The sequence below is a fragment of the Streptomyces viridifaciens genome, assembly GCF_001888885.2.
Classification (GTDB): Bacteria; Actinomycetota; Actinomycetes; order Streptomycetales; family Streptomycetaceae; genus Kitasatospora; species Kitasatospora aureofaciens.
Map to the genome: position 1 here is coordinate 1,803,103 of NZ_CP090841.1, position 21,793 is coordinate 1,824,895.

A 21,793-nucleotide genomic window follows, 5' to 3' on the forward strand; every position below is an offset into this window, starting at 1 on the left:
GACCTCCCATCCGGTGATCTCTCGAGCACGCCGGTCTCCGCGATGTCCCACACCGCTGGTCTCATCCCAACCCGTCGAGGAGCCCGCAACCCGGCTCAAGCGCCTCTGCCCCCAGAGGGCCTCGCTCTCTCACAGCCGTCGGCGCCTGTCGGCTGCACGAACCGGAATATCTGGCGATGCGCCAGAATGGCTCGATGCTCAGCGGCGTTGCCGAGCAGATCACCGGAGGTACGGCTTCATGACCCGCTACAGCGTCGACCCCGAACAGCACGAGCTGATCGCGGCCTGGGGCACGGGCGAGGGTGATCTCGCCACTCGTCTCGCCGCCGTCCCGACCGGCACGAACACCGCCACGCTCATGCGTCTGGCCGGCGCGCTCACCCACCTGTCCGAGGCCGCGTGGCGCACCTACACCCATCCGGCCAGCGCCGCTGCGTCCATGGAGCCCAACTCCGAGGGCTGGCGCCGCGCGGAGGAACGCAAGTCCTTCGACGAGGTCCCCGGCGCCATCACCCGGCCCAACCTCCCCCAGGACGGCATGCTCGACGTCGGCTACAGTCTTTTGGTCGAGTCCGCCCACCGCGCCGGCTGTGCTCTGCACGCCCTCGACAACGCGGACCTCACCGCCGCCGTCCTCGCCGAAGTCGGCACCGAACTCACCGCAGTGGAGAACGCCGAACTCGGCGATCTCACCGGCCGCGCCGGTCAGGCCGTCCTCCTCAGCCGGGAAGGCGCCTCCCCCGTCCAGGTCGCCGCCGCCGACCGCCTCCTCGAACAGGACCCCTTCGGCCCCGCAGCGCTGTTCACCGAGATGGACCCCACCGCCGCAGCCGTCGCCGCAGCCCACTGGCTCGCGGCCGCAGCCGCGGTCACCGCCGCCGCCACCGGCCACTCCCCCACCTCCGTACTCGTCGAAGCCGACAACATCGAAGCCCTCCCCCACGAAACCCCCACCCTCGTCCTCCAGTTCCTCGAAGCCGGCGCCTCCCCGTACGACGCGGTCACCGGCCTCGTACGCCACGCCCTCCACATCGCCGACGGCCTCCTTCCCGACCCCGCCGGCCTACGCGAACAACTCGACGACATCGACGACAACCTCGCCCAACACACCGGCCCGGACACCGACACCAAGGACACCGGCCTGCGCCTGACCCCGCTCGACCCCAAACGCCCCGCCCCCGACCTCCTCGAAGACCTCCTCGCCGGCATCCACGGCTGCTGGCTCCTCCACGAGGAATACGACGAACCCGACAACGACGAGGACGAGGGCTGGGACGACGAACACGTCGAAGCGCACCAGGACCGCAGCCACGGCCACTTCGCCCAGCTCGTCCGCGAAGCCGCAGCCACCCACCACGACAGGCTCGTCTGATCATCTGCCCGACCGTCGACCCGCCACGCCCACCCGCGTGCGGATCCCTCTCTGTCCCGTCCGAACGAGGGCCGGTCGGCATCCGCACACCGTTGCTCCATCGCCGGCAAGCCCGCACACCTCGCCCTGGCCGCCACACATCGCCACGGCCGTCCATCCGCCCCGCCGATCGGTGACGCCGTGCATGCGGTCCTGTGGCCGTAGGCGTTCGCCGGCCACGCCGGGGTGCTGGCCCTTGTGGCCCCCGTCACGAGATCCCCGGACCGGGCCGTGTCGCCGACGCGTTCCGCGCGAGCGCCCAGAGCTGGGGCAAACCTGATGCCGGGTCGGATTGGGGTGAGCGCGCCCTCGCGCGCTGTGGGCGCGCTTCACGCCCCTTTGCTTGGTACGACTTCACGGCTGCTGAGTGGGCAGGCATGTGACGGAAGTTACTTGCGTGAAGGGAGAGTTCAATGGCGGCTAGTGAGGCTGAGTTCGAGCGCGGGCGGGTCTACCGGCGCTGCGGCTGCCGGGGTGCGGATCGACGTCCGGTCGGGGCGCGCTGCCCGCGGCTGGCGGCGGATGAGCTGCACGGGAGCTGGGCGTACGCGGTGGACATGCCGACGAACGGCGAGGGACGCAGCACCCGGCGGCGCAGCGGCTACGGGTCACGGGAGGATGCCGTGTACGCGCTGCAGTGCGTGCTGAACGCGGAGGCGACGGGTGTGTTCGAGGACCGCAAGCTCACGGTTGGTGCATTCCTGCTGGAGTGGGTGGCGTTGAAGGAGCGGACGCTCAAGCCGTCCACCGCGGCCTCCTACGCCAAGTGCGTTCGCCAGGAGCTTCTTCCGGTGTTCGGCCGGATGCGGCTGAAGGACCTGCGCTCCCGGCACGTCGCCGCCTGGCAGGCCGACCTGCGGGATCAGGGCCGCGGCGCGCCGACGGTCTACCGGCTCGGGGCGACGCTGCGCAGTGCCCTGAATCATGCCGTCCACAAGGAGCGTCTGATCGGCTACAACGCGGCCGAGGGTGCCATCGGCGCGCGGCCGGCGGCAGCCGAGCGCCTGTGCTGGACCGCGGTGCAGGCGGCGGCATTCCTGCGTCACAACGAGCTGTACTACCGCGACCAGGTCGCCGACGTGTTCGAGGTGATGCTGGGAACCGGGATGCGGCGCGGGGAGGTGTTGGGTTTGCATTGGGAGGACGTCCACTTCATGGAGCGCAAGATCTTCGTCCGCTGTACCCTGGCCACCATCGACAACAACGAACTGCACCTGTGCGCGCCGAAGACCAAGGCGAGCCGGAACTGGGTCAGCGTCAACCCGCGGGTCCTGGCGGCGCTGCAGCGCCAGGCCGATCACCAGAGATCCCTGCTGCCTGCGGGAGCCCCACTGCGCGGACTCGTCTTCGCAGGCGTCGACGGAGCCCCGCTACGTCCGCAGTACGTCCTGGACCAGCTGCGGCACCGCCAGGCCGAGGCCGGGCTGCCGCAGATCACGATTCACGATCTGCGGCACACGGTGGCGACCATCATGATCACCTCCGGGGTGTCCATCGCGATCGTGTCGAAGGCGCTGCGTCATTCGACCATCGCGACGACCATCAACATCTACGGGCACCTGCTCAAGCACGCGGCCGACGACGCGGTCAACGCGCTCGCCCATGCCTACGAACTGGCTGCCACGGACCTTGAGGACTGGCCCGGTTTCCAGCCCCGCCACGCTGCTTGACCGGCCCGGGAGTCAGCCGCCCAGGAGCAGATCGGACACCGCCCGGGGAGCGGCGAGCGAGACCTGGCCGGCCGGCCAGTCGACGCCGGTCTGGTGGGCCGCGATCACCCCGGCTTGCCAGAAGGTGAGCGGATCGTACTCCCGACCGGTGAACGGCTCCGTCTCAAGTAGCGGGAGCGCCATCTGAACCAGGTGTACGGGCCTGGCGTACTCCTCTTCAGCGAGCCGCCGTGCCTGGTCGATTGAGGACGTGATGAGGCGCTGGACGCTGTCCAGCGCCTCATCACGTGCCTTGCGCCGTCTGCCGAACGCTTCGTAGACCGCTGCGGACGCCGCCCGTACGCAGTCCGCCACCCGTGCCTCGCCTTCGGCGCAGGCGCTCTGCCAGCGCGTCCATGCCTCCAGCAGTAGCCACTCCCCGTCGACCCCCCAGCTCCCCGCACAAGCCGGCGGCCCTTCCCGCAGCCCGACCGGCACGGGTAGGGCCGCCACGCAGGCAGCCGTCAGCAGTTCGCGAGGGTCGACACGGCGGCCAACCGCTCCGCGAGCCTGCTCGACCGCGCCGGTCAGCGCGGACAGCCTGGGCCCTGCCCAGGGCTCCAGCCAGGGGAAAGCGGCAGCGGCAGCGAAGCCCTCAAGCGCGCGAGTCTGCGCGCGCCGCCACACCCGCACCGCCTGGGCGGGCTCAGCGCCCGCAGGCCCTGGTGCGGGCACCGGACCCGCCGGCGCGCCGGCGCCCGCCACCACGGCGGGAGTTCTCAGCCCTGCCACCGCGACCGCGAACTCGCTCACGGGATGCTCTGCCGGCAACATCCACGCACAGGAGCCGCACAACGGCCCGGCCGCGAGCCCGACACGGCCCAGCCGCGCACCGGGCCCCAACTGGCGGCACGCCCGGTCACCGTGAAGCACAGCCCGACCCCCGGGGACGCTGTAGCAGTCCAGGAGGAAGGAACCCAGCGAACCCAAGGGCACGTCATCGCCGAAGATCTGCCCCAGCCGCACCCGGCGCGCTCCACCCCTCAGCACACCGCCTCCCGAAGCCCGCAGCCTGCCGGGCCCCTTTGCGCCCCAGCAAGGAGGACCGCCTGGCCAGGGCGGCTCCCGCCTGCGTGGTGGTCGCATGGTGGTCGCAGACCTTCGCCTCGCGGGTCCGCCCCCGCGCCGACATCTGGCCCAGAAAATGCGGACAGAACGGAAGAAAGCTCACAAATTGAACGACGCTCACGCCCGACCGCGTCAACCCCGCGACGCGAGGTCACCCGCCACAGGACGTCGTGAGTGGTTAACGATCCGGCCACCGATCGGGCCACGTGCGCCAACTCCAGCCATACAGCAGCGAGTTGACCAGGTCAGCCCGCGCCCGGCTGCGACCCGCGGCCGGACGAGGTGCGACCACCCTGCGACCACCACCCCGCGACACGCACAAAAAGGCCGTCCCCATCCTCAGATGGAAACGGCCTCCGACCTGCGGATTCGCAAGTCGGGACGACAGGATTTGAACCTGCGACCCCTTGACCCCCAGTCAAGTGCGCTACCAAGCTGCGCCACGTCCCGTGGTCTCGGTGCCGTGCGGCGGGGCCTGGGGGGCTCTGCCGGGCGGCTTCTCGACCTTGTCTCCGGTTGTCCCGGCGACGTGGAAAACAATACAGCACGTCGGGGGGTGCTCGCTGCCAGGTTTCGGGGGTGGGATCGGTCAGGGGGTGGGGTGGCGGGCGTCGTAGGTGAGGAAGGCGGGGCGGCGGGCGGCGAGGAGGAGGACGCAGGCGACGCAGGCGAGGCCGCCGGTGATGACGGAGATGGCGGGGTTGGTGAGGGCGGCGACGGCGCCGGACTCGAAGTCGCCGAGGCGGGGGCCGCCGGCCACGACGACGATGAAGATGCCCTGGAGGCGGCCGCGCATCTCGTCGGGGGCGGCGACCTGCATCATCGTGTTGCGGAAGATCATGCTGACGGTGTCGGCGCAGCCGGCCACCGCGAGCAGGAGGAGGCCGAGCCAGAGGTTATGGAGGGCGCCGAAGGCGGCGATGGCGAGGCCCCAGGCGGAGACGGCGGCGAGGATCGCGATGCCCTGGCGGTGGATCCGGCCGACCCAGCCGGAGAAGAGGGCGCCGATCAGGGCGCCGACGGCCGGGGCGGAGACGAGCAGGCCCACGGTGCGGGCGTCGCCGGCGTAGAAGGTGACGGCGATGGCCGGAAAGAGGGCGCGCGGCATGCCGAAGATCATCGCGGCCAGGTCGGCGAGGAAGCTGGTGCGCAGGTTGGGCTGCTCGCGCAGGAAGCGCAGGCCGTCGAGGACGGAGGCGCGGCCCTTGCGGTCGCCCTGGGGGCGCATGGCGGGCAGGCGCCACATGGCGTAGAGGGTGCCGGTGAAGGCGACGGTGTCGACGAGGTAGGCGGACTGGGCGCCGAAGGCGCCGATCAGGACGCCGCCGAGCATCGGGCCGACGGTGAGGCCGAGGTTCATGCTGACGGTGTTGAGGGCGTTCGCCGCCGGGAGCTGGTGGGCGGGGACCAGCCGGGGGATCATCGCCGAGCGGGCGGGCGAGCTGAGTGCGAAGAACCCGGCCTGGACAGCGACGGCCGCGTAGAGGACGGCCACCATGCCGAGGCCGGCCATGGTCTGGGCGGCGAGCAGGGCGGAGACGGCGGCGAGGCCGGCCGAGCCGATCAGGCCGAGCTTGCGCCGGTCGACGGTGTCGGCGACGGCACCGCCGTAAAGGCCGAAGGCGACCAGCGGGACGAGGGAGAACAGGCCAACCAGGCCGGTCGCGAAGGCGGAGCCGGTCAGGTCGTAGACCTGGACGGAGACGGCCACGGCGGTCATCTGCTGGCCTACGGAGGACACTGCCTGCCCGGACCAGACCCGGCGGTAATCGGGGTGCTCGCGCAGCGGGCTGAGGTCGGCGAAGGCCCGCCGGTACCAGGGCGCCTCCTGCGGGGCGGAAGGCACGAGAGGAGCGGCAGGCACGGGAGGAGCGGCAGGGGCAAGGGGTTCGGCGGGCGGGGCGTCAGAGGGTTGGTTCGTCGTCACAACGGTCCATAGTTGCTCCGGCCTGCGCCGAACGCGACACCGGGTCCGCTTGACCCGTTCACCCGTCGTCGCCGACCGGGCCCCGCGCCCGGTCGGCCGACGACGCAGTTCATGCGCCCTACCTGCTCAGCACCTGCTTCTCCCCCGCCTCCACCGCGAAGTCCAGCCGGTTGCCGGGCGGCGGGAACGGGCAGATGAAGTGGTCCGCGAAGGCGCAGGGCGGCAGGTACGCCCGGTTGAAGTCGAGGACGGTCCGGCCGTCCCCGTCGGGCGCCGGCAGGGTGATGAAGCGGAAGCGGTAGGTGTCGATCCCGCTGGTGGCATCCGCGATGACGCCGGTGAGGCGCTGGCCGGCGCGGCTGACGGTCAGCGTGCGGTGCTCACCGGCCACGGTGAACTCGATCGTCCCGGTGACCGCCAGCGGGCGGTCCTTTCCGTCCGCGTTCGGGACCAGCACCGACTGCCCCTCCTCCTCGAAGGGGGTGTAGACGGCGGGTACGGCCCACTCGGGCGCGTACGGGTAGGCGGAAATGCCCGCGAAGCCCGTCCGGCCGGGCGAGGCCGGGTCAAAGACCCGGAGGGCGAGTTCGCCCTCCCGCTCGATGGGGACGAGCAGCAGCTCGCCCACGGTGGCGGTGTCGGCGGCCGGGTCGGTGTCGGGGCGCAGCAGCACCTCGCCGTCCACCGGACCGTCGGCGCCTCCGACGGTGATGCCGTCGGCCGCCGCGGCGCGTACCCGGACGCCCTCGGCGTCGGCCCACCAGCGCCCGGGCAGGCCCGGGATCTCGACCGGTTCGGGCTCCAGCCAGTGCGTGCCGGTGAGTGCGAGCTGGCCGTGCGGCGCGCTCACCGACGCCGCCCGCCGGTCACTCCAGTGCTTCCAGTCCTCCGCGGCCGTCGCCGTCATCGGTCAACCCTCCCGGTCCGGTCCGCGGACGGCCCGCCGTTCGAGCCGTCCGTCTCGGTCATCCTGCACAACACCGTGCGCGGGTACGGATCATTCCCCGGCCTCGGCAAGCCGCCGACTCGCAATGAGACCGCAAGGTGACGCAAGGCGCCCGAAAGGCAGCGCACGGCAGTGCAAGGCGCCCGCGAGCAGACGCGACGCGGCGGCAACACGGCGTCCACCCGGCGGCCGGGACACCGCCCTCAGCCCTTCAGCGGCCGGAACAGGCCCTCCTGCACCACCGACACCACCAGCTGCCCGTTCCGGTCGAAGATCTGCCCGCGCGCCAGGCCACGTGCGCCGTGGGCGATCGGGGACTCCTGCTGGTAGAGCAGCCAGTCGTCGGTCCGGAACGGCCGGTGGAACCACATCGCGTGGTCCAGCGAGGCCATGTCGAAGTGCCGGGTGCCCCAGAGCGGCTCGACGGGGGCACGGACGGCGTCCAGCAACGTCATGTCGCTGGCGTAGGTGAGGGCGCAGACGTGGATCAGCGGATCGTCCGGCAGCGGGCCGTTGGTGCGCAGCCAGACGCCGCTGCGCGCCTCCACGTCCACCAGCTCCTCCTTGCTCCAGCGCAACCGCTCGACGTAGCGGATGTCGAAGGGCTGGCGGCGACTGATGAACGGGGGCAGTTCGCCGAGCCGGGAGCCGACCTCGTCCAGGGCGCTGGGCAGGTCCTCGGGCGCCGGGACCGACGGCATCGGGTACTGGTGCTCGATGCTGCCCTCCTCCGGTCTGTGGAAGTCGGCGGTCAGCGAGAAGATCGACCGGCCGCCCTGGATGGCGAGCACCCGGCGGGTGGTGAAGGTGCGGCCGTCGCGGATCCGGTCGACCTGGTAGACGATCGGCACCCCGGGCACCCCGGGGCGCAGGAAGTACGCGTGCAGCGAGTGGACGGGGCGCTCGCCCTCGACCGTGCGCCCCGCCGCGACCAGCGCCTGCCCCGCGACCTGCCCGCCGAAGGTGCGCTGCAGCGCCTCCTCGGGACTGCGCCCGCGGAAGATGTTCAGTTCGATCTGCTCCAGGTCCAGCAGATCGACGAGGTCGTCGACGGGGGTACCCATGCGCGCGCTCCCTCTCGTGGTTCTCGAGATTCCGATCGAGCTCTCCAGCTCACTCGAATGAATTCTCCGGCGACCCGGGCCATTCCCGCCCACTGGCCCCGGGCGTCCGATTCACTCGAACGTGTAAACGAGTGGACAGGTCGACGAACGGCCGCGCACCCTCGAAGCGCCCAGCCCCCCACCCCACACGGCAGGGCAGGGCAGGGCAAGGCGGGGCGGGGCTGGGCAGGGCGGTACGGGACGCAGGAAGATGGTGAGGTGATCCAGGGTGACCTGTTCGACGACCGACCCGACGACCCGCCCGGCGCGGGCCCGGCCGCGCGGGTACGGTCCGAGCCCGCCCCCGGGGCCGTCCTGCTGCCCGACTGGCTGGACCCGGCCGCGAAGCTCCGGCTGGTCGCCGCCTGCCGGGAATGGGCCCGCCCACCCGCCGGCCTGCACAGTGTGCGGATGCCCACCGGCGGGGTCATGTCGGTGCGGATGGTCAGCCTCGGCTGGCACTGGTACCCGTACGGGTACGCACGCGTCGCCGAGGACGGCGCCCCCGTCAAGCCGTTCCCGGCTCTGCTCGGTGAGCTGGCCCGGCGGGCGGTCGCGGACGCGTACGGGGAGAGGATCGGGGAGATCGCGGGCGCAGCGGCGTACGAACCGGACACCGCGATCGTCAACCACTATCCGCACGGCGCGAAGATGGGCCTGCACCAGGACCGTGACGAGCGCGCGAACGCCCCGGTGGTCTCGCTCTCGCTGGGCGACGACTGCCTCTTCCGGCTCGGGAACACCCGGACCAGGAACCGCCCGTGGACCGACCTGGAGCTGCACAGCGGGGACCTGCTGGTCTTCGGTGGCCCGGCCCGGTTCGCCTACCACGGGGTGGTGCGGACGCTGCCGGGAACGGCGGACCCGGCGCTCGGGCTGGTGGGGCGGCTCAACGTCACGATCCGCCAGTCAGGGATCGAAGCCTAGGAGCCGAGGGCGGGGGAAACACCGGCCCCTCGATCGGCGAAGTGCCGAACACCGTACTGCGCCCAGGTGGGCGGCCGGATCCGCAGGCCGCCGTAGTGGCCGTTGCCGATGTCCGCCCGCCAGTCCTCGCACAGGGCACGACAGCCGACCCCGGGCAGCCCGACCCCCGCCGGGCCGCCACCCGACCAAGACACGCCACACCACGCCACGCCGGGAACGCCGACGGCCGCTCCCCCGCGTGGCGGAGGAGCGGCCATGGCACCGCCCGAGCCGACCCACGGTCAGCTCATCGGGTCTCAGATGCTCAGGGTCTGACCCGGGAAGATCAGGTCGGGGTTGCCACCGATGACCTTGGCGTTGTTCTTGTACAGGTCGTGCCAGTCCAGGCCCTGCGCGGCGGCGATCGAGCTCAGGGTGTCACCGGACTTGACGGTGTAGCTGCCCTTGGCCGGCTTGGCGTCGTTGGAGCCGGTCCAGGACTTGGCAGCATCGGCCTTCGGCGCGGCGTCGGCCTTCGGCGCAGCGGCCTTCGGGGCGTCAGCCTTCGGCGCGGCAGCGGCCTTCGGGGTGGCGGCCTTCGGCGCGGGGGCCTGCGCCGGCTTGGCGGCGGAGGAGCCGGCCGTGGTGTCGACGGCGGCCGGGGCGCCGCCCTTGGTCAGGCCCGCCTTGACGGAGCAGACCGGCCAGGCGCCGGGGCCCTGCGAGGCGAGGACCTTCTCGGCGACGGAGATCTGCTGCGCCTTGGTGGCCTGGTTGGCCTGCGCGGCGTAGGCGGTGCCGCCGTACGCGGCCCAGGTGCTGGAGGTGAACTGCAGACCGCCGAAGAAACCGTTGCCGGTGTTGATGGCCCAGTTGCCGCCGCTCTCGCACTGGGCGACGGCGTCCCAGGTGGAGACGGGCGCGGCGGAGGCCGAGGTGGCCGTGACGAGGCCGGCCACCGGCAGGGCCGCGACAGCGGCACCCGCCACGACGGCCATCCGAACGCGGTTGCGCTTGGTGGCGGCGGTGGTGGTGGCAGCGGCGTTCTCGTTACGGAAGGTCATGGGGTTCCTCTCGACAGCCCCGGGCGGGCATGCGGAACCAGACCCTGGAGAGGGCCGCGATTCGCTTGCCGCGTCCGTCGGACGGCCGTGCACGTGTCGGACGTGCCGCTGCCGCCCCGGCCACCCAGCCACTCGCCGGCGACCTGTTCGAGCGATCGCGTCGGCGGGCACCTGCCGCGCCCGGCCGGGACCGGGGGGCGGTGCGTCGGGGGTGAGCCCGGGTGGCGCTCGTTGCGCCGCCAAAGAAGCTACGAGCCGGTCACCGGGGAAACCAAAACCCCGACGGTTCGCCCAGCTCAGCAACGGGTTACCGGCGGTAATGACCTCACATTTCCGTCCGAAATGTCGGATTTAGCCATCGATTCCTAGATCAAAGGTCGAGATCGCGTGACCCACCTCACGGCTTCATTCCGGCAGTCCTGCCCCCGACATCGACAGATTGCGACCACGAGAACACGTGTCGCGATCGGATCCGGGGCAATTCCCGTCAGCCTCGCCGGAGACCCGTGACGCCTGACACAGGGGCCCGTTGGGCATGGCGACCTCCCCGAGTCCGACCCAATGACCCCAACCGCACCCCATCCGAGGAGACCCTGTGCCGCGCATGCTCGACGTCAGCGACGAGGTCCGGTCCGAGATCGGCGACGACGAGGCCGACCGCCTGCTCGGCGGCGACCGCGCCCCGGACAGCTACGAATGCACCTCCTGCCGCACCCCCGGCGACACCCACGCGGAGCCCACCAGCACCGTGCTGTTCATCGGTGACGAAACCGCCGTCCTGGCCTTCGCCCACGCCCGCTGCATCCCCTCCCAGGTCGTACCGGTCGCCGAGGAGCAACTGGCCGGAGCCGTCCGCAGCATCAGTCAGTCCCAGCCCGCCGCGCCGAACCTGACGGTCCCCGCGCCGAACCTGACGCTCCCCGCCCCGGACTTCACGGTCCCCGACCACGACTTCGCCCTCCCGGCCCAGGACGCCGCCGGCACCCCGTCCCAGCCGATCGCCCCCGGTCAGGCCGCCATCCTCGGCATCACCTGCGGACTCGTCCTGCACGGCAAGGTGGGCCACGCCTCACTGGTGGTCGAACCCACCGGCCCGGTCGGCCGCCCCGGCAGCACCTCCGGCGAGGACGAGTTCCTCGACCTGCTCCAGGACGCGGGCTTCCAGCGGGTCAGCGACCTCGACGAGACTCCGGAGCAGCTGCCCGGCTGGTCGGTCCTGGTCGCCATGGGCAAGCTGCACGCGATCCTCCAGCCCGCCGCGGCGGGCGGCAGTACCGGCTGGTGGCAGGCGCACCAGCCGCTCCAGGTCACCGACGCCTGGCGGATGGCCGCCAGCCAGCTCTCCGAGGTGACCATGTACGCCGTCCCGGCCGGCATGGTCGGTCGCCAGCCCCGCGAGGACCTGCTGCGCCAGGCGCTGGAAAGGGCGGTGGCGCTGGGTCAGGTGGTCGCCGCCTCCCTCCCGCTGGCCGGCACCTGATCCGCTCCGGCGCTTCGGGCGGTGGCCGCTGACCGAACCCGGTCAGCGGCCACCGCCCGAAGGGGCCGGCGCACGCCCGCCGCCCGGTCCCCGGTCCGCCCCGCCTAAGGCCTCCCCCGATCCCACGCCGCCAAAGGCCTTCCCCGGCCCCGTCGGCCAAACGCCCCCGCATCCCCCACCGCCTCTCACTCGTTGGCCCCTACGTGTACAGCTACGACGTCTCCGCACCCGCCGGACGGCCCACCACCCCCACCCGCTCGATCCCGGGCATGCGCCCGTCGTACGACGCGGAGCACCCGCACTCGACGACCCCGATCTACGACGAGCTGTACTCCGAGTACCGACGGCTGTTCCGCGCCCTGCCCGGCGACCGGTCGGGCGAGGAGGACCTGAGGTTCACCGGCTTCGCGATCCGCGACGGCTACCCGCTCCGCGGCGAGCAGCGCCCGCACCAGCCGCAGCAGCAGGCCTTCCACACCTACGCGGGCCAGCCGTCCGGCCTCCCCCAGTTCGTGCCGGCGCAGTCACAGCCCACCCACCCCACCAGCCACCCCGGCCACATCCCCGCACCGGCGCCCGCACCGGCGCCCGCCGCCACTACCAGCGACGGCGACGGCCAGAGCCACGGCCACGCCCCGCCCCCCTCGCCCCAGTTCACCAACGGCCAGGGCTGGGTCGCCGCCGGCTACCTCGGCCCGCTCCCGCACGCGACCCCCGCCCCGCCCCCGCCCCCGACCCCTGCCCCGCCCCCGGCCCCCGCCCCGGTGCTGGGCACGGCCACCGGCCTCGCCGCCGCCCAGTCCACCGGCGGCCGCCACCGTCAGCTGCTCTCGCTCCCCCCGGGCCGCGCCGGCGACCACCACTGACAGTGGCAGCCGACCACGCCCCACCACCACGCGCCCGCCAACCGCCTCGAGCGGCAACAGCCCCGACCGGGCAACAGCCCAGGCAGGCAACGCCCGGGGCAGGCGACCGCGCCACCGTCCCCGACAACAGAGCCGGAAGAGCCCGAGGGCCTCGCCACCACCGGTGACGAGGCCCTCAGCCGTACTACGAGCTACCAACTACCCACTGTCAGCAACCAACTGACCACTACTTCTTCTTGCGCTTCTCCCGAACCCGCACCGAGATCGAGATCGGCGTCCCCACGAACCCGAACTCCTCACGCAGCCGGCGCTCGATGAAGCGCCGGTAGCCCGCCTCCAGGAAGCCCGAGGCGAACAGCACGAAGCGCGGCGGCCGGATGCCCGCCTGGGTGCCGAACAGGATGCGCGGCTGCTTGCCGCCCCGGATCGGGTGCGGGTGGGCGGCCACCAGCTCGCCGAGGAAGGCGTTCAGGCGCGCGGTCGGGATGCGGGTCTCCCAGCCCTCCAGCGCGGTCTCGATCGCCGGGACGAGCTTCTCCATGTGCCGGCCGGTCTTGGCCGAGACGTTGACGCGCGGGGCCCACTGCACCTGGACGAGGTCGCGCTCGATCTCGCGCTCCAGGTAGTAGCGGCGCTCCTCGTCGAGCTGGTCCCACTTGTTGTAGGCGACGACGACGGCGCGCCCGGCCTCGACGGCCATCGAGATGATCCGGGTGTCCTGCTCGGCGAGGGTCTCGCTGGCGTCGATCAGGACGACCGCGACCTCGGCCTTCTCCAGCGCGGCGGAGGTGCGCAGCGACGCGTAGAAGTCGGCGCCGGCGGTCAGGTGGACCCGGCGGCGGATACCGGCGGTGTCCACGAACTTCCAGGTCTTGCCGCCGAGTTCGATCATCTCGTCGACCGGGTCACGGGTGGTGCCGGCCAGCTCGTTGACGACCACCCGCTCCTCGCCGGCGACCTTGTTCAGCAGGCTGGACTTGCCGACGTTGGGCCGACCGATCAGCGCGATCCGGCGCGGGCCGCCGGGGGCGGCGTCGCCGAAGGTCTGCGGCGGGGCCTCGGGCAGCGCGTCCATGACGGCGTCCAGCAGGTCGCCGGAGCCGCGGCCGTGCAGGGCGGAGACGGGGTACGGCTCGCCCAGGCCGAGCGACCACAGGTAGGCGGCCTCGGCCTCGGTGGACGGGCCGTCGACCTTGTTGGCGCACAGGACGGTCGGCTTGCCCGCCCGGCGGATGATCTTGATCAGGGCCTCGTCGGTGTCGGTGGCGCCGACGGTGGCGTCCACGACGAACAGGACCGCGTCGGCCTGCTCGATGCCCAGCTCGGCCTGCGCGGCGACCATGGCGTCGATGCCGAGGACGTCGATCTCCCAGCCGCCGGTGTCGACCACCTTGAAGCGCCGGCCGTTCCAGCTGGCCTCGTAGGTGACCCGGTCGCGGGTGACGCCCGGCTTGTCCTCGACGACGGCCTCGCGGCGGCCGATGATGCGGTTCACCAGGGTCGACTTGCCGACGTTCGGGCGGCCGACGACGGCCAGCACCGGCAGCCGGACGTGCTCGGCGCCGTCCGCGCCGTCGAAGCCGTCGAGGTCGAAGCCCTCTTCGGCGGCGAGGGCCATGAACTCGGCGTAGTCGGCGGCGTCCAGCTCACCGGGGCCGGTGGCGGAGTGCTCTGCGGTCATGTTCGTCTGTTCCGTTTCCCGGCCCGGCCCTTCCCAGGGGCGCGCCGTGCGTACCTGCCCCGAGGGGGCAGCGCGATGGTTTCCGCCGCGGCGCCTCGACGGCCCGCGGTTCGTTCAATGGTCGTCCGACCAGCCGAGTCGGCTGGTCAGACGGACGACAGCCCGGCCCGCTCCTCCACCAGCGCGGCGATCCGGTCGATCACCTGCTCCAGGGTGAGCTCGCTGGTGTCGACCAGCACGGCGTCCGCGGCCTGGGCCAGCGGGGCCGTCTCGCGCGAGGAGTCGGCGGCGTCGCGGCGGGCGAGATCGGCGGCCATCGCGACGATGGTCGCCTCGTCCACGCCCTTGGCGCGCAGCTCGGCCGCCCGGCGCTCGGCCCGGGCCGCCTCGGAAGCGGTCAGGAACACCTTGACGGTGGCCTGCGGGAACACCACGGTCCCCATGTCCCGGCCCTCGGCGACGATGCCGCGCTCGGCGACCTCGGCGCAGCCGCGCTGCAGCTCGACCAGCCGGGCCCGCACCGCCGGCACCGCCGCCACGGCGCTGACCTGCGCCGTCACCTCGGGGCCCCGGATCGGGCCGGAGACGTCCTGACCGTCCACGGTGATGGTCGGACCGTCGGCGTCCGTACCGGACACGATGACGGGCTTGCCGCACGCGACGGCCACCGCCTCCGCGTCGGTCACGTCGACGTCGTTGGCCAGCATCCACCAGGTCATCGCCCGGTACATGGCGCCGGTGTCCAGGAAGCTCAGGCCCAGCCGGGCAGCGACCGCCCGCGAGACGGTCGACTTGCCGGAGCCGGAGGGTCCGTCGATGGCGACGACGACCGGGGCGTGCGCTCGGTCGGCAGTGTCCACGGGGGCGAACCTCTCTCTGAGCATGGAGGCCGGCGCCTGCGTGGGCGGACGGCCGGGGATTGTCTCCCTCAAGGTTAATGGACCGCCGCCGCACCCCGTCCCGGGCCGGTCACCGCAGGGGCATCACCGCAGGGACACCACCTCAGGGACATCCTCCGGGGGACATCACCCCAGGGCCGTCGGTCCACTGACCTCCGGCCCCGCTCGCCCGTTCCAGCACCGCGTGCCCGAGCCGGGGCCGCAGGAACTCGCCGTCCCGCTCGATCCCGAGCACCCCGCCCACGAAGGCCATCGGCCGCTCGACACCCAGGCACTCCCACACGAACGGCACCGTCGACAGGTGCGAAGGGAAGTCGTTCACCGCGAAGGCGTCGCGGTGATAGGGCCACTCCGCCGCCTCCCGCCAGCCGAAGGTCTGCCGCAACCGGGGCCCGTCGGGGGTCTGGGTGTGGGCGAAGAAGGCGGTGAGCCAGCCGGTCACCCGCGGCCCGCCGGACACCGACTGCCACTTGTACAGCGAGCGCCAGAAGGCCTCGTCCACCGGGCCGCCCGCCGCCGTCGCCGCGATCTGCGCCAGTACCGGGCGCAGCTCGGCGAACCACGGCGCCAGCCAGTCGAAACGTTCCGCCAGCTCGCCCGCCCGCGCCGACAGCAGCGCCCAGTCCTCGGCGGTGCCCTCCAGCCGGACTTTGGGGATGCCGCAGCGGGTCTCCCAGCGGAAGTCGTAGTACGGGCTGACCACGTCCATCAGCGCCACCAGCGCCGAGGCCTCGTCGTCCGGCGTCGTGGTGGAGAAGTCCGGCCGGAACAGCCGGACCACGTCCGCTCCCAGCGCCGCCGTCAGCGGCTCCCGGACCAGCCGCAGCGACCGCGCCCAGTCGGCGTCCCGGCCGATCAACGTGTCGTCCCGCACGCTGAGCACCCGCGCCCCGTTCGCAGCGCCGAACAGCGCCCGGTAACGCGGCGGATACATCCGTACGTGCACCGCGACCTCGTGCACCACGGCGTACCAGAGCACATCGGGCGACAGGCTCAGCGGCAAGTGGTCCGCGAAGGCCACGTGGGCGGCGCGCAGCAGCAGACTGCAGGTCGGCTCCGGCTCGGCGGGCTCCCGGCCGGGGACCTCCGTCAGGACGGGCCGGGGCCGCTCGACCATCGCCGTCACACTGCGGTGGCGGACCAGGAACTCCCCGCCCACCACCGCCCGCAGGAACCGCTCGTTCCCGAGGTCCACCGGCTCACCGGCCGAGCCGTGTCCGGTCCCCTCCAGCGGCAATTCGATGATCACGCCTGCTCCCCTCCGCGCCCGCTGCCCGCCGCCCCGCGCCCGCTGCCCGCCGCCCGACGGCCGTCAGTCCCGAACGCTCCAACCGCCCGCGCGCAGCGCCGCCGTCAGCCGCTTGACCGACGTCGGCGCCACCGACAGCTGAACGAAGCCGACCTGCTGGCCGTCCGAGTGCTCGATGAGGACGTCCTCGATGTTGACCCCGGCCTCGCCGACCTCGCCGAACAGCCGGCCCAGCTCGCCCGGCTGGTCGCCGAGCACCACCGCGACAGTCTCGTACCGGGTGGGCGGGGCGCCGTGCTTGCCGGGGATGCGGGCCTGCCCGGTGTTGCCGCGCCGCATGACCGCCTCGATGCCCAACGCACCGGCCCGGCGCTCGCCCTCCTCCTCCGCCGCCAGGGCGCGCAGCGCGACGACGGTCTCGCCGAGGTCACCGGCGACCTCCTCCAGCACGTCGGCGACCGCGCCCGCGTTGGCGGACAGGATGTCGACCCACAGCGCCGGGTTGGAGGCGGCGATCCGGGTCACGTCGCGCACGCCCTGGCCGGAGAGCCTTATGGCCGTCTCGTCGGCGTTCTCGAGCCGGGCCGCGACCAGCGAGGAGACCAGCTGCGGGGCGTGCGAGACCAGGGCCACGGCCCGGTCGTGCGCGTCCGCGTCCATCACGATCGGCATCGCGCCGCACAGCGCGACCAGCTCCAGGGCGGCGTTGAGCGTGTCGGTGTCGGTGTCGGCGGTCGGGGTGAGCACCCAGGGGCGGCCCTCGAACAGGTCGGCGCGGGCGGCCAGCGGCCCGGAGCGCTCGCGGCCGGCCATCGGGTGACTACCGATGTAGTGGACGGTGTCCAGGCCGAGGGCGGCGATCTCGCTGCCCGGGCCGGACTTCACGCTGGCCACGTCGGTGTACCAGTGCGCCAGGTTGCGGCGCTGGCAGTCCGCGAGCACCTTGCCGACCAGCGCCGGCGGGACGGCGATGATCGCCAGGTCGACCGGGCCCTCGGCCGGTTCGGTGGTGCCGGCGCCGAGCGACTCGGCGGTGCGGGCGGCGTCCGGGTCGGCGTCCTCCAGATGGACGGTCAGCCCGCGTGCGGCCAGGGCCAGGGCTGCGGAGGTGCCGATCAGTCCGGTGCCGACGACGACGGCAGTGCGCATGGCGGGTGGCTCTCCTCGATCACGGTTCTCGACTGGACGGTTCTCACTGGCGGCGCTCAACAGGTGCCACGGTCCCAACGGGTGCCACGGTCCCAACGGGTGCGGTACCGCCGGAGTCGGCCGGGAGCACCCGCGCCCATCCTCCCATCCGACGGCCCCCGAAAACCCCGGACCCCGGCAACCCCACCGACCTCGGGTCCCGTCCCACCCCGGCAACCGCGGGCGGCCCCGGGCAGCGCCCCCGCAACCCGGTCAATCCCCGGCAGCCCCGACCAACTTCCGGCAACCCCGGGCAACCACCGCGCCCCGCCCCCCGTCTCACCCGGTGCACACGCCGTGCCCCGGGAAATCCGGCGGCGCCCGGCCCCGAGCGGGGCACACTGGCCGCCGGGGACGGCGGGGCGAGCCGCGGCACACCGGACGCGAACGAAGGGGTTGCGCATGGACGATCAGGACGATCAGCACAGCAGTCACACCGGGCCGTCGAAGCCGCCGGCCGTACCGGCCCACCCGTCGGTCCTGGACTCCGTCGTGGTGTACGCCGAGGGCGCGGTCTGCCGCCGCCGGGCCACCGTCCCGGTTCCGCCCGGCGGACGGCTCCGGCTGACCGGCCTGCCCGGCTCGCTGGACGCCGACTCGCTGCGCGCCCGGGTGCTCGCCGGCCCGGCCGGCACGGCGGTCGTCGAGGCCCGCCTGGAGACCGTCGCCGAGCTCCACGAGGTCGACGAACTCCCGCAGCTGCGACGCGAGTTGGACGAGGCCATGGAGCGCCAGGGCGCACTGAACGAGCGCCACCGGCTGATCCGGAACGCGATCGCCGAGACCGCCGCACTGCGCGCCGTTCCGCCGCAGCGCCGTCGCGACGAACCGCTGCGCCGCACCCCCGCCGACGCCTGGCTGGAGCTCGCCGACTTCGTCGACGAGCGGCTTGCCCACCTCCAGGAGCGTGCCGAGCGGCTCACTCGGGAGATCGAACTCGCCGACCACGAGCGCCAGTTGGCCGCCGACCGACTGGAGCGCGCGTCCACCGCCGGACGGACCGACCAGGTCGAGGCCACCGAAACCGTCGTGCTCACCCTCACCGCTCCCGAACAGACCGAGCAGGAGGAACAGGCCGAACAAACCGAGCAGGCCCCCCAGGTGGAGCTGGAGCTGGAGTACGGCGTCCCCGCCGCCCGCTGGGTGCCCGCCTACCGCCTCAGCCACCGCACCGGCGCCGCCACCGCCCACCTGGTCCTGCGCGCCGCCGTCGCCCAGCACACCGGCGAGGACTGGACGGGCGTACGGCTAGCCCTGTCCACCGCCGACCTGGAGCGCCGCACCGACCTGCCCCGGCTGGCCTCGCTGCGGATCGGCCGCAGCCAGCCCGCCCCGCCGCCCTCCGGCTGGCGCGAACCCCCGGCCGGCCTGTCCGACCTGTTCACCGGCTACGACGCGGCCGCCGCCGACAGCCCCGCCACCTCCCACCCCGGCGCCCCGGTCCCGGCCGCGGCCCTCGCCGCACCCGAGCCCGCCGAGCTCCGCCGCAGGTCCCGCGCGGGTGGCGCCCGCCCTGCCGCCGCCCGCGCCGAGTACCCGGACCAGGCGGCGCCCACCGGCCCGTACGGCGGCGGCTCCCTCGGCGTCCAGGAGCCGGTCCCCATGCCCCCGCCGCCCGGCTTCGCCGGCTACGGCGCCCCACCCGCGGCGAGCACCCCGCCCACGACGAGCGCCCCGCCCGCACCGACCGCCCCCGCCCCGATGCCCCAGGCCGCGGGCGGCCCCCCGATGCCCACGGCTCCGGGCGGCCCCCCGATGCCCCAGGCCTTCGGCGGCGCCCCGGCGGCGCGAAGGGCCCGCCGCCTCGGCGCCACCCCGCCCCCGGTCACCGGCCTCGCCCCCGACACCGTCCTGCTCGACTACCCCGGCCTCCGGCTGGCCGGCCCGGACGACCCCACCGACCGCCGCGGCACCCTGCGCCCCGACCCCGCCCGGGTCGAGCGCGCCGAGCTGGAACGCTTCTTCCCCGGCGGCCCCGGCGGCGCCCGGCTGCGCGACCTCCCGCTCCCCCGCCACGCCGTCCCGCCCCGCCGGTCGGCCGGCTCCTTCGACCACCGCTTCGACGCCGCCGCCCCCGCCGACATCCCCTCCGACGGCACCTGGCACTCCGTCACGGTCGACGAGATCCCGCTCTCCGTCAGCCCCGAGTACGTCACCGTCCCTGCCGTCGAGCAGAAGGTGTACGCGACCCTGATGCTCGCCAACCGCACCGACCGCGCCGTGCTGGCGGGCCCGGTCGAGGTCACCGTGGACGACGAGTTCCTGCTCACCGCCGCCCTGCCCACCCTCGCCCCCGGCGAGACCCGCCACCTGGGCATCGGCGTCACCGAGAGCATCGAGGTGGCGCGCCGCACCGAGCTGCACGAGTCCGCCACGGGCATGCTGAAGGGCAACAGCACCCTGCTCGACCACCGGGTGCACATCCAGCTGGCGAACCGGCTCGGCCGTGCCGTCACGGTCGAGGTCCGCGAGCGCGTGCCGCTCGCCTCCGACGCCGAGATCCGGATCGAGGAGCGCGCCGACTGGCACGCCCCGGCCGTCCCCACCCCGGAGTGCCCACCCGGCACCCGGGTCTGGCGGATCGAACTGCCGCCGGGCGGCCGCACCGAGTTGGACGGCGGCTACCAGATCAAGATCCCGGCCGGAAAGGCCATCGCCGGCGGAAACCGGAGGAACTGACCAGATGACCGAAGAGACCGTCCCCCTCCCCGTCACCGCCGTCACCTGCCTGGAGGACCGCGCCCAGGTCGAACGCGCGGTGACCGTCGAGCTCGTCGAGGGCGTCCAGCGACTGCGGCTGGGCCCGCTCACCGCCCTCGCCGTCGACCGCACCCTGCGGGCCGAGTCCGCCGCCCCCGGCACCCGGGTGCTGGAGGCCAGGCTGGTGCGCACCTGGCTCCCGCGCGCCCCGCTGCCGCCCGGTCCGGAGGACTCCGCGCTGCGCCACCGGCTGCACGCGCTGGAGGCCGAGTACCGGGTCGCGGAACAGACCCGCGCCCGGCTGGAGGCCCGCCTGGCCCTGCTCGCCCAGCTCTCCGCGGACCTGCTGCGCGAGGTCGGCGAGGGCGCCGGCGTCGGCGAGATCGAGCGCACCCGCTGGGCCCGCGAGCTGGACCGGGTGGACGCCGAGCGCGAACGCTACGGCGAGGAGCTGCGCGCCACCCACTCCCGGCTGCGCCGGCTGGACCGGGAACGCTCCGAGGCCCTGCTGGCCCTGGACCGGGCCGAGGAGGAGCCGGCCGAGCTGCTCGCCCACCTGGAGCTGACCGTCGAGGCCGAGCAGCCCGGCCCGGCCGGGCTCACGGTCCACCACCTGGTGCCCTGTGCCCTGTGGCGCCCGTCCTACCGCGCCACCCTGGACGGCGGCGACCTGCGCCTGGAGTCGGAGGCGGTGGTCTGGCAGCGCACCGGCGAGGACTGGACCGGCGCCCGGCTGACCTTCTCCACCGCCCGGTCCGCCCTCGCCACCGATCCGCCCGCGATCACCGAGGACCGGCTGACCCTGCGCGAGCGCACCGACGAGGAGCGCCGCACGGTCGAGGTCGAGCTGCGCGAGGAGGAGGTCAGCACCCTCGGCCCGGGCGCGGCCGTCCCCGGCCTGGACGACGGCGGCGAGGTACGGGTGCTGCCCGCCCCCGCCCCGGCCACCGTCCCCTCCGACGGCCGGGCGCACCGGGTCCCGCTGGGCGCCTTCACCGCCCCGGCGAAGACCGAGTACGCCTGCGCCCCCGAGCTGTCCCCGCTGGTGACCCAGGTGGTCCGGTTCCGCAACGCGGCCGGGCACCCGCTGCTGGCCGGCCCGGTCGAGCTGGTGCGCGGCAGCGGCTTCACCGGCCGCGGCGAGCTGCGCTTCACCGCCGCCGGCGCCGACGCCGAGCTGTCCTTCGGCAGCACGGACGGCTACCGGGTGGTCCGCGAGACCGACGAGCGCCAGGCCACCGCCGCCCTGAGCGGCCGCCAGACCACCACCCGCACCGTCCAGCTGCACCTGTCGCGCTTCTCCGGCCCGGAGGAGCGCGACGAGCAGCTGGTCACGGTGCGCGAACGGGTCCCGGTCTCCGAGGTGGCCGCCGTCGAGGTGCGGCTGCGCAAGGAGGAGTGCTCACCGGCACCGGACTCCTTCGACGCCGAGGGCATCGTCCGCTGGGACGTCCCGCTCGGCCCGGGCGCCCGCCGCAGCCTCACCCTGGTGTACGAGGTCTCCGCCTCGGCCAAGGTCGCCGGACTGTGAGGGCGGGCCGCCCGTGACGACCGCTCAGGAGCGGAATCGAAACCGGAAAGCGGGTACAAAAGGAA

General features: G+C 73.6%; 17 protein-coding genes and 1 tRNA gene. 7 read left to right on the forward strand and 11 right to left on the reverse strand.

Annotated elements, in window-relative coordinates:
- Positions 1–238: 238 nt before the first annotated feature.
- Together BOQ63_RS15330 and BOQ63_RS15335 are read left to right on the forward strand one after the other, a co-directional pair.
- A complete protein-coding gene (locus BOQ63_RS15330; RefSeq protein WP_079183620.1) occupies positions 239–1,372 on the forward strand; it encodes a hypothetical protein in 1,134 nt (377 codons plus the stop codon).
- A gap of 662 nt (positions 1,373–2,034) precedes the next feature.
- Positions 2,035–3,081, forward strand: a complete 1,047-nt coding sequence (locus tag BOQ63_RS15335) for a tyrosine-type recombinase/integrase (protein WP_167395745.1) — start codon at positions 2,035–2,037, stop codon at positions 3,079–3,081.
- 12 nt (positions 3,082–3,093) lie between these two features.
- Here the strand turns inward: BOQ63_RS15335 and BOQ63_RS15340 are convergent, their stop codons facing one another.
- From BOQ63_RS15340 to BOQ63_RS15360, 5 genes are all read right to left on the reverse strand, one after another.
- Positions 3,094–3,873, reverse strand: a complete 780-nt coding sequence (locus BOQ63_RS15340; protein ID WP_143174734.1) for a hypothetical protein — start codon at positions 3,871–3,873, stop codon at positions 3,094–3,096.
- A gap of 691 nt (positions 3,874–4,564) precedes the next feature.
- Positions 4,565–4,638 (reverse strand) — tRNA-Pro (locus BOQ63_RS15345).
- 139 nt (positions 4,639–4,777) lie between these two features.
- A complete protein-coding gene (locus BOQ63_RS15350; RefSeq protein ID WP_072654474.1) occupies positions 4,778–6,034 on the reverse strand; it encodes an MFS transporter in 1,257 nt (418 codons plus the stop codon).
- Positions 6,035–6,233: 199 nt separating this feature from the next.
- Entirely contained in the window at positions 6,234–7,022 is a 789-nt protein-coding gene (locus tag BOQ63_RS15355) for a DUF1684 domain-containing protein (protein WP_030558025.1), read from the reverse strand.
- 242 nt (positions 7,023–7,264) lie between these two features.
- Positions 7,265–8,125 carry an acyl-CoA thioesterase gene (locus BOQ63_RS15360; protein ID WP_030290141.1) on the reverse strand — a complete coding sequence of 287 codons (861 nt, stop codon included), beginning with the start codon at positions 8,123–8,125 and terminating at the stop codon, positions 7,265–7,267.
- A 261-nt stretch (positions 8,126–8,386) separates the two neighbouring features.
- On the opposite strand from BOQ63_RS15360, the gene BOQ63_RS15365 reads away from it, so the two are divergent.
- Positions 8,387–9,091 carry an alpha-ketoglutarate-dependent dioxygenase AlkB family protein gene (locus tag BOQ63_RS15365; protein WP_223886240.1) on the forward strand — a complete coding sequence of 235 codons (705 nt, stop codon included), beginning with the start codon at positions 8,387–8,389 and terminating at the stop codon, positions 9,089–9,091.
- Here the strand turns inward: BOQ63_RS15365 and BOQ63_RS15370 are convergent.
- On the reverse strand, positions 9,088–9,285 hold the full coding sequence (locus tag BOQ63_RS15370) for a transglycosylase family protein (protein WP_072654475.1): 198 nt from the start codon (positions 9,283–9,285) through the stop codon (positions 9,088–9,090). The two genes, BOQ63_RS15365 and BOQ63_RS15370, sit on opposite strands and share 4 nt — an antisense overlap.
- 102 nt (positions 9,286–9,387) lie before the next feature.
- Complete coding sequence (locus tag BOQ63_RS15375) at positions 9,388–10,134, reverse strand: LysM peptidoglycan-binding domain-containing protein (RefSeq protein WP_072654476.1); 747 nt, start codon at positions 10,132–10,134, stop codon at positions 9,388–9,390.
- A 595-nt stretch (positions 10,135–10,729) separates the two neighbouring features.
- Between BOQ63_RS15375 and BOQ63_RS15380 the strand changes: the two genes are divergently transcribed.
- Positions 10,730–11,614, forward strand: a complete 885-nt coding sequence (locus BOQ63_RS15380; RefSeq protein WP_030290145.1) for a DUF8842 C-terminal domain-containing protein — start codon at positions 10,730–10,732, stop codon at positions 11,612–11,614.
- Positions 11,615–11,817: 203 nt separating this feature from the next.
- A complete protein-coding gene (locus tag BOQ63_RS15385) occupies positions 11,818–12,480 on the forward strand; it encodes a hypothetical protein (RefSeq protein WP_150475919.1) in 663 nt (220 codons plus the stop codon).
- Between the two features lie 226 nt (positions 12,481–12,706).
- On the opposite strand, the gene der is transcribed toward BOQ63_RS15385, so the two are convergent.
- The 4 genes from der to BOQ63_RS15405 all read right to left on the reverse strand — a co-directional run bounded on the left by der (position 12,707) and on the right by BOQ63_RS15405 (position 17,458).
- A complete protein-coding gene (der, locus tag BOQ63_RS15390) occupies positions 12,707–14,161 on the reverse strand; it encodes a ribosome biogenesis GTPase Der (RefSeq protein WP_030290147.1) in 1,455 nt (484 codons plus the stop codon).
- Between the two features lie 146 nt (positions 14,162–14,307).
- A complete protein-coding gene (gene cmk / locus BOQ63_RS15395) occupies positions 14,308–15,021 on the reverse strand; it encodes a (d)CMP kinase (RefSeq protein WP_030290148.1) in 714 nt (237 codons plus the stop codon).
- Between the two features lie 142 nt (positions 15,022–15,163).
- Positions 15,164–16,309, reverse strand: coding sequence for a DUF4419 domain-containing protein (locus BOQ63_RS15400; protein ID WP_051747290.1), 1,146 nt, complete (start codon positions 16,307–16,309; stop codon positions 15,164–15,166).
- A gap of 63 nt (positions 16,310–16,372) precedes the next feature.
- Positions 16,373–17,458: a prephenate dehydrogenase gene (locus BOQ63_RS15405; protein ID WP_030290150.1), complete on the reverse strand. Its 1,086-nt coding sequence runs from the start codon at positions 17,456–17,458 to the stop codon at positions 16,373–16,375.
- Positions 17,459–17,899: 441 nt separating this feature from the next.
- Between BOQ63_RS15405 and BOQ63_RS15410 the strand changes: the two genes are divergently transcribed.
- The gene (locus tag BOQ63_RS15410; RefSeq protein WP_150475920.1) at positions 17,900–20,176 is read left to right on the forward strand and encodes a mucoidy inhibitor MuiA family protein; all 2,277 of its coding nucleotides are present in this window, start codon (positions 17,900–17,902) and stop codon (positions 20,174–20,176) included.
- A gap of 4 nt (positions 20,177–20,180) precedes the next feature.
- On the forward strand, positions 20,181–21,728 hold the full coding sequence (locus tag BOQ63_RS15415) for a mucoidy inhibitor MuiA family protein (protein WP_072654478.1): 1,548 nt from the start codon (positions 20,181–20,183) through the stop codon (positions 21,726–21,728).
- The last annotated feature ends 65 nt before the right edge of the window (positions 21,729–21,793 follow it).

Bases quoted from the DNA above. Each gene is read 5' to 3' on its own strand.
- BOQ63_RS15330 (WP_079183620.1), top strand. From the start codon at position 239: ATGACCCGCTACAGCGTCGACCCCGAACAGCACGAGCTGATCGCGGCC.
- BOQ63_RS15355 (WP_030558025.1), bottom strand. From the start codon at position 7,022: ATGACGGCGACGGCCGCGGAGGACTGGAAGCACTGGAGTGACCGGCGG.
- BOQ63_RS15360 (WP_030290141.1), bottom strand. From the start codon at position 8,125: ATGGGTACCCCCGTCGACGACCTCGTCGATCTGCTGGACCTGGAGCAG.
- BOQ63_RS15375 (WP_072654476.1), bottom strand. From the start codon at position 10,134: ATGACCTTCCGTAACGAGAACGCCGCTGCCACCACCACCGCCGCCACC.
- der (WP_030290147.1), bottom strand. From the start codon at position 14,161: ATGACCGCAGAGCACTCCGCCACCGGCCCCGGTGAGCTGGACGCCGCC.
- BOQ63_RS15405 (WP_030290150.1), bottom strand. From the start codon at position 17,458: ATGCGCACTGCCGTCGTCGTCGGCACCGGACTGATCGGCACCTCCGCA.
- BOQ63_RS15410 (WP_150475920.1), top strand. From the start codon at position 17,900: ATGGACGATCAGGACGATCAGCACAGCAGTCACACCGGGCCGTCGAAG.
- BOQ63_RS15415 (WP_072654478.1), top strand. From the start codon at position 20,181: ATGACCGAAGAGACCGTCCCCCTCCCCGTCACCGCCGTCACCTGCCTG.